This is a genomic window from Streptomyces sp. NPDC050147 (genome assembly GCF_040660195.1).
Classification (GTDB): domain Bacteria; phylum Actinomycetota; class Actinomycetes; order Streptomycetales; family Streptomycetaceae; genus Streptomyces.
On the sequence record NZ_JBFALJ010000009.1, the window covers coordinates 1 to 5,114 of the forward strand.

Here is a 5,114-nt window from a genome sequence, read left to right on the forward strand (position 1 = left end):
CGGAGGGGCTGAAAGATTCAGCCCCTCCGGCGTTTGAGGAGGGCCCTCGCGCCGAGCGAGTTTTCGGGAAGGGGCGGGGTTGGGGATCAGAGCTGTTCGAGAGCCACCGCTCGGGCCATCGCCCGATACCCCGCGTCATTCGGGTGCAGGTGATCCCCACTGTCGTACTCCGGGGCGATCCGCTCGCCGTCGGGGCCGGCCAGCGCCCGGTCGAAGTCCACGAACGTGTCGTACTCCCCAGAGTTCCGCACCCACTCGTTGAACTCATCGCTCACCTTCGCCGCCCGCTCCCCGTAGTGATCGGAACCCCCCAGCGGCAGCAACGTGGCCCCTACCACCCGAACCCCCTTCTCCTTCGCGGCCCGGATCAACTTCCGGTGCCCCGCGATGAGTTCATCGGCGCTCACCTCCGGGGCAGGCTTGTACGTGGGCGTGTCGCTCTCGCTGAACCCGATGTCGTTCACGCCCTCAAGGGCGACCACGGTCCCCACCCCCGGCAGGTCCAACGCGTCCCGCCCGAAGCGGGCCGTGCCCTTCTCCCCGTACCAGGCGGAGTCGTTGAGGACGAGGTTGCCGCCGATACCGGCGTTCAGGACCGGCCGGGGCTTACCCGCCTTGGCAAGCCGCTCGGCGAGCGCGTCGGACCAGCGGCGGTTGAGGTCGGTGGAGGAGGCGAAGCCGTCGGTGATGGAGTCGCCGAAGAGGACGATTCCGTTCCCGCCGCGCCGAGCCTGCTCCCGCTCCCGCTCGCCCCGCACATCCACCCCCGACAGGAAGTACCACGACTCCGTCGACTCGTCGAACGCCCCCGCCCCCGCGTCCCCGAGCCGATCCCCGTCCGCCCGGTAACTCGTCGCGAACGACTGCGCGTGGAACGTCGCGGGCCCCGTCGTGCGGGCCAGATGCAGGGTCACGGTCACCGACTCGAAGCGCTTGAGCCGCAACCCTGCCTCGTCACTGGAGAGTTGGCCGTGTGCCGGGATCGAGACCGACCGCCTCCCATCGAACGTGAGGCGCCGTACCGAGCCTTCTTCGACCGAGGCCCCCTTCTTCGTACGTGCGATGGTCGCCCCCGCGATGTGCAGCGGTGACGTGCCGTACACGTTGGAGAGCCGTATGCGGGCTCTGTCGCCGCCCTCGGTGACGCGGACGACCTGGCGCAGGGTCTGCCCGGAGAAGCCGTCCTCCGACCAGTTGGGCTTGAAGCCCGTGCTCGCGCGCTGCGGCGACGCGGCCCAGGCGGCGGTCCAGGCGGGCCCGGACGCCCCCGGACCGGGCTTCGAGCCCGAGGCGTGGGCCCCGGTGACGGCGACACCGAGACCGGCGGTCAGGGCGAGCGCGGCAGCGGCGGCGACAGCGGACGTACGAGTACGCGAAAGCATGGGAGTCTCCGGGGAGTTGAAGAGAGCGAGAAGCTGAAGGCGTCCGTCGACCGGACTCCTCCAAGATCCGCCACCGGCGGCCCCCGATCAACGGCGATCCGTGAAACGATCGGCACGCTCAGGCTTATCGATGCAGGTCAGAGCCGTATGTATGTCGCAGACGGACGGGGTGGGCACGGCCATGGAACGGCAAGAACTCGAAACCTTCCTCACGCTCGCCGAAGAGCTCCACTTCGGCCGCACCGCCGAACGCCTTCTCCTCTCCCAGGCCCGCGTGAGCCAGACCGTCAAGAAACTGGAACGCAAGATCGGCGCCCCGCTCTTCGAGCGCACCAGCCGACGGGTGGAGATGTCTCCGCTCGGACGGCAGTTGTACGACGATCTCGCGCCGCTGCACCTGCGGATGGAGGCCGCGGTCGCCCGTGCCAAGGACGTGGCGCGTGGTGTCGAGGGCGAACTGACCATCGCCTTCCTCGGGTCGGGCGCGGGCTCCCTGACCTCGGCGATCCTGCGGACGTTCCGCGAACGCTGCCCGCGCTGTGACGTGCGGATGCGGGAGACCCAGTTCGGCGACCCGCTGGGCGCGCTCCGCGGCGGCGACGCCGACGTGCTGTTCACCTGCCTGCCCGTGGAGGAGCCGGACCTCACGGTCGGGCCCGTCGTCATCAACGAAGCCCGCATGCTCGCCGTGCCGCTCGGCCACCGCTTCGCCGGGCGCGACAGCGTGTCACTCGAAGAGTGCGCGGGCGAGACCTTCTTCGGTGTCGTGAACGGCGCGCCCGCCTACTGGTGGGACTTCCACATCCCGCCCCGGACCCCCAGCGGCCTGCCGATCCGCCGGGGCCAGGCCGTCGCGGGCTTCCAGGAGATGATGACGCTGGTCGCCACGGGGCAGGGCGTCTCGCCCGTCGTCGCTTCCGTGGAGAAGTACTACTCACGGCCCGACATCGTCTTCGTCCCCCTGGACGGCGTCCCGTCGGCCGACGTCGCGCTCATCTCGCGTACGGCCGCCGCGGGCACCCCGCGGCTTGAGGCGTTCGTCCGCGCGGTGCGGGACGCCGTCGCGGCGAACGGAGGACCGGCGCGATTCTGACGGGCCCCGGGCCTCGCCCCGGGCTCAGTCCCCGGCCCCGTCCGCGTCCGGCAGCACGTCCCGCAGCAGACCCTGCAACCGCTCGGCGACGAAGCTGAGCGGCAGCAGGGTCAGGGCGCGGGCCCGCGGCGTCCAGAGGGAGGGCCCGTGGCCGGACGTGGACGTGTCGGTCACGGGCCCCTCCGGGACGGCCACCGCCGCGCGATCGGTCGGTCAGACGGTGGGAGGCGGCGTGCGTCCCGGCCCCCGGGACGGCCCGGGGTCGGCGCCGGAGGCGCCCGAGGCGCCCGAGGCGCCCTCGGCGAACGGACCAGGGCCGCTGGAGGTCTTCCGGGTCTCCCAGCCGCCACCCGGCGCCCCCGGCCCGTCACGGCGGGCGTCAAGGTCCGAGTGGTCGGTGCACAGCGCCCAGATGACGAAGGTGCCGAGCGCGATGGCGATCAGCGCCCAGATCGGCTGGTACGGCAGCCAAATGAAGTGCAGGACGACATAGAGCGAGGCCAGCGCGACACCGCACGCCTTGGCCCAGGCCGCGCCCTTGAGGATGCCGTAGCCGGCGATCGCGACCAGGATGCCGAGGATCAGATGGATCCAGCCCCACGTGGTGAGGTTGAACTTGTAGACGTAGTCCCCGATGCGCGCGTAGACGTCGTCCTTGGCGATGCCCGCGATGCCTTCGAGGATGCCGAGGATGCCGCTGACCAGCATCAGGACACCCGCGAACATCGTGCCGCCCGACGCCCAGGGGCTTTCGCTCCGGGGGTTGTTCGCTCCGCTGCTCATGGACACCCTTTCTCTTCTTCTCTTCCTCGACGGTCAGGAGTTCACAGCGTGTGACAGCCCTACGCCGGTCGCGAGCGGGCTTAGCCCGAACGGGTGGTCCCCGGCTCCTTGGCGTCGCACTCGAACCAGGCCGTTTTGCCGGGGCCGTCCGGCCGCGGGTCGTAGCCCCAGCGATCGGTGACCGCCGCGACGATGAGCAGGCCGCGGCCCCCCTCGGCCAGCTCCTCGTCACCGCCCTGCCGGGGAAGCTTCGGACACCGGTCCGCGACCTCCACGCGCAGCCCCTGCGGGCGCCGCAGGATGAGCAGCTCGCAGTGGCGGTCCGGCACGTGACGTACGACGTTCGTGACGAGCTCGGTGAGGGCCAGCTCGGCGCAGTCCCGCAGCTCGCCCATGCCCCAACTCCCCAGATACGCCCGGACGATGAACCGCAGGTGCCGGGCCGAGTGCTCACCGAGCGTGAGGCTCATCCGGTACGTCCCGCGAACGGGTAGAGGTGGAGGGGGAGTTACGTGATTCATGTCACCAGCGTGGAGTGGCTTGGTTACGCTGGGCTACGACTTGAAATGAACGCCGCACGGCGTTGGTTATGGGGGCCCTCGCATGGTCAACATCCGCGACCTCGACCCCAGCGCGTCGCCGCTGGACTACTACGGCTCCGAGCTGCGCCGCCTGCGGGAAGCGGCCGGGCTGAAGCAGGGGCAGTTGGGCGGCTGCATCTTCTGTACGGCGTCCTTGATCGGCCAGATCGAGACGGCGAAGAAGGTGCCGACGCGGGATTTCTCTGAGCGGGTGGATGCGGCGCTCGGTACTGACGGGGTGTTTTCGCGGTTGGTGGGGCTGGTGTTGAAGAGCCAGCTGCCTACCTGGTTTCAGGCTTATGCGGAGATGGAGGCGCGGGCGGCCTACATCTCCACGTATCAGTGCCAGTTGGTGTACGGACTGTTGCAGACGGAGGAATACGCCCGGGCGCTACTGGGCGTAGACCATCCAGGCAAACGCGAGGAGTTGGTCGCGGCTCGTATGGAACGGCAGCGCATCCTGGAGCGCCAGCAACCCCCTGCACTGTGGGTGGTTGTGGGCGAAGCTGTGCTGCACCAAGAGGTCGGCGACCGGGATGTCATGCGAGGCCAACTAGCGCGGTTGTTGGAGTTCCGTGACCACCCGTGGGTGCAGGTGCAGGTGCTCCCGTACTCGATTGGCCAGCACACCGGGATGATGGGGTCATTCACTCTCCTGCGTTTCGATGACGACCCGGACCTGTTCTACGCCGAGAGCTACGACGCAGGCCATATGACCGCAAATTCGCAAGTGATCAGGGAGCGTTCGGTCGGCTACGCTCGCTTGCAGAGCTGTGCCCTCTCGACAGAAGGCTCGGCAAAACTGATCGCTCGTGTGATGGAGGAACGCTATGGGCACCGCACGGCACCTGACGGGCGCACAGTGGCGTAAGTCGTCCTACAGCGGGACCAGTGGCGGCGAATGCATCGAATGCGCCCCCCTCAACGGCACGGAGTGGCGCAAGTCGTCGTACAGCGGCGGCACCGGCGGTGAATGCATCGAATTCGCCCAAGCCCAGTGCAACGAATCCGTCGCCATACGTGACAGCAAGGACCCCGAAGGCCCCGTCTTCACCGTCTCCCCCGGCACCTTCGCCCGCTTCTTGAAGGCAGCGGCTGACGGGGGCCTGGGGCGAAACTGACCGCCCCGGAACGGGCGGCTCGCGCGCTTAACTCCCCTGTGGGGTGGAGAGATGAGCCCGGCACCGATGTGACGGGCGACCCTGGTGGACGCGGCGGTGACGTTGGGGTGCCCTACGCGCCGCGCCGCTGGCCCGCGCTCGCCGGGGCCCCGTC

The 5,114-nt window shown here is 69.4% G+C and carries 6 protein-coding genes and 1 pseudogene; 3 read left to right on the forward strand and 4 right to left on the reverse strand.

The features are described from left to right. Positions 1-86: 86 nt before the first annotated feature. Positions 87-1,382, reverse strand: a complete 1,296-nt coding sequence (locus AB0I94_RS15865) for an SGNH/GDSL hydrolase family protein (protein ID WP_363310152.1) — start codon at positions 1,380-1,382, stop codon at positions 87-89. A gap of 151 nt (positions 1,383-1,533) precedes the next feature. Between AB0I94_RS15865 and AB0I94_RS15870 the strand changes: the two genes are divergently transcribed. Next, positions 1,534-2,475 carry a LysR family transcriptional regulator gene (locus AB0I94_RS15870; protein ID WP_363310153.1) on the forward strand — a complete coding sequence of 314 codons (942 nt, stop codon included), beginning with the start codon at positions 1,534-1,536 and terminating at the stop codon, positions 2,473-2,475. A gap of 24 nt (positions 2,476-2,499) precedes the next feature. Here AB0I94_RS15870 and AB0I94_RS15875 read toward each other — a convergent pair whose 3' ends face one another. The 3 genes and pseudogenes from AB0I94_RS15875 to AB0I94_RS15885 all read right to left on the reverse strand — a co-directional run bounded on the left by AB0I94_RS15875 (position 2,500) and on the right by AB0I94_RS15885 (position 3,728). Continuing rightward, positions 2,500-2,649 carry a hypothetical protein gene (locus AB0I94_RS15875; protein ID WP_363310154.1) on the reverse strand — a complete coding sequence of 50 codons (150 nt, stop codon included), beginning with the start codon at positions 2,647-2,649 and terminating at the stop codon, positions 2,500-2,502. Between the two features lie 219 nt (positions 2,650-2,868). Then, positions 2,869-3,258 (reverse strand): annotated as a pseudogene (locus AB0I94_RS15880) (hypothetical protein); the annotation flags it as partial. 80 nt (positions 3,259-3,338) lie between these two features. Further along, the gene (locus tag AB0I94_RS15885; RefSeq protein ID WP_363310155.1) at positions 3,339-3,728 is read right to left on the reverse strand and encodes an ATP-binding protein; all 390 of its coding nucleotides are present in this window, start codon (positions 3,726-3,728) and stop codon (positions 3,339-3,341) included. Between the two features lie 133 nt (positions 3,729-3,861). Between AB0I94_RS15885 and AB0I94_RS15890 the strand changes: the two genes are divergently transcribed. Further along, positions 3,862-4,710 (forward strand): helix-turn-helix transcriptional regulator, encoded by an 849-nt coding sequence (locus AB0I94_RS15890; protein ID WP_363310156.1) that lies wholly within the window; start codon positions 3,862-3,864, stop codon positions 4,708-4,710. Beyond that, the gene (locus AB0I94_RS15895) at positions 4,670-4,960 is read left to right on the forward strand and encodes a DUF397 domain-containing protein (RefSeq protein WP_363310157.1); all 291 of its coding nucleotides are present in this window, start codon (positions 4,670-4,672) and stop codon (positions 4,958-4,960) included. Before AB0I94_RS15890 ends, AB0I94_RS15895 begins: the two co-directional genes overlap by 41 nt. Positions 4,961-5,114 lie beyond the last annotated feature (154 nt).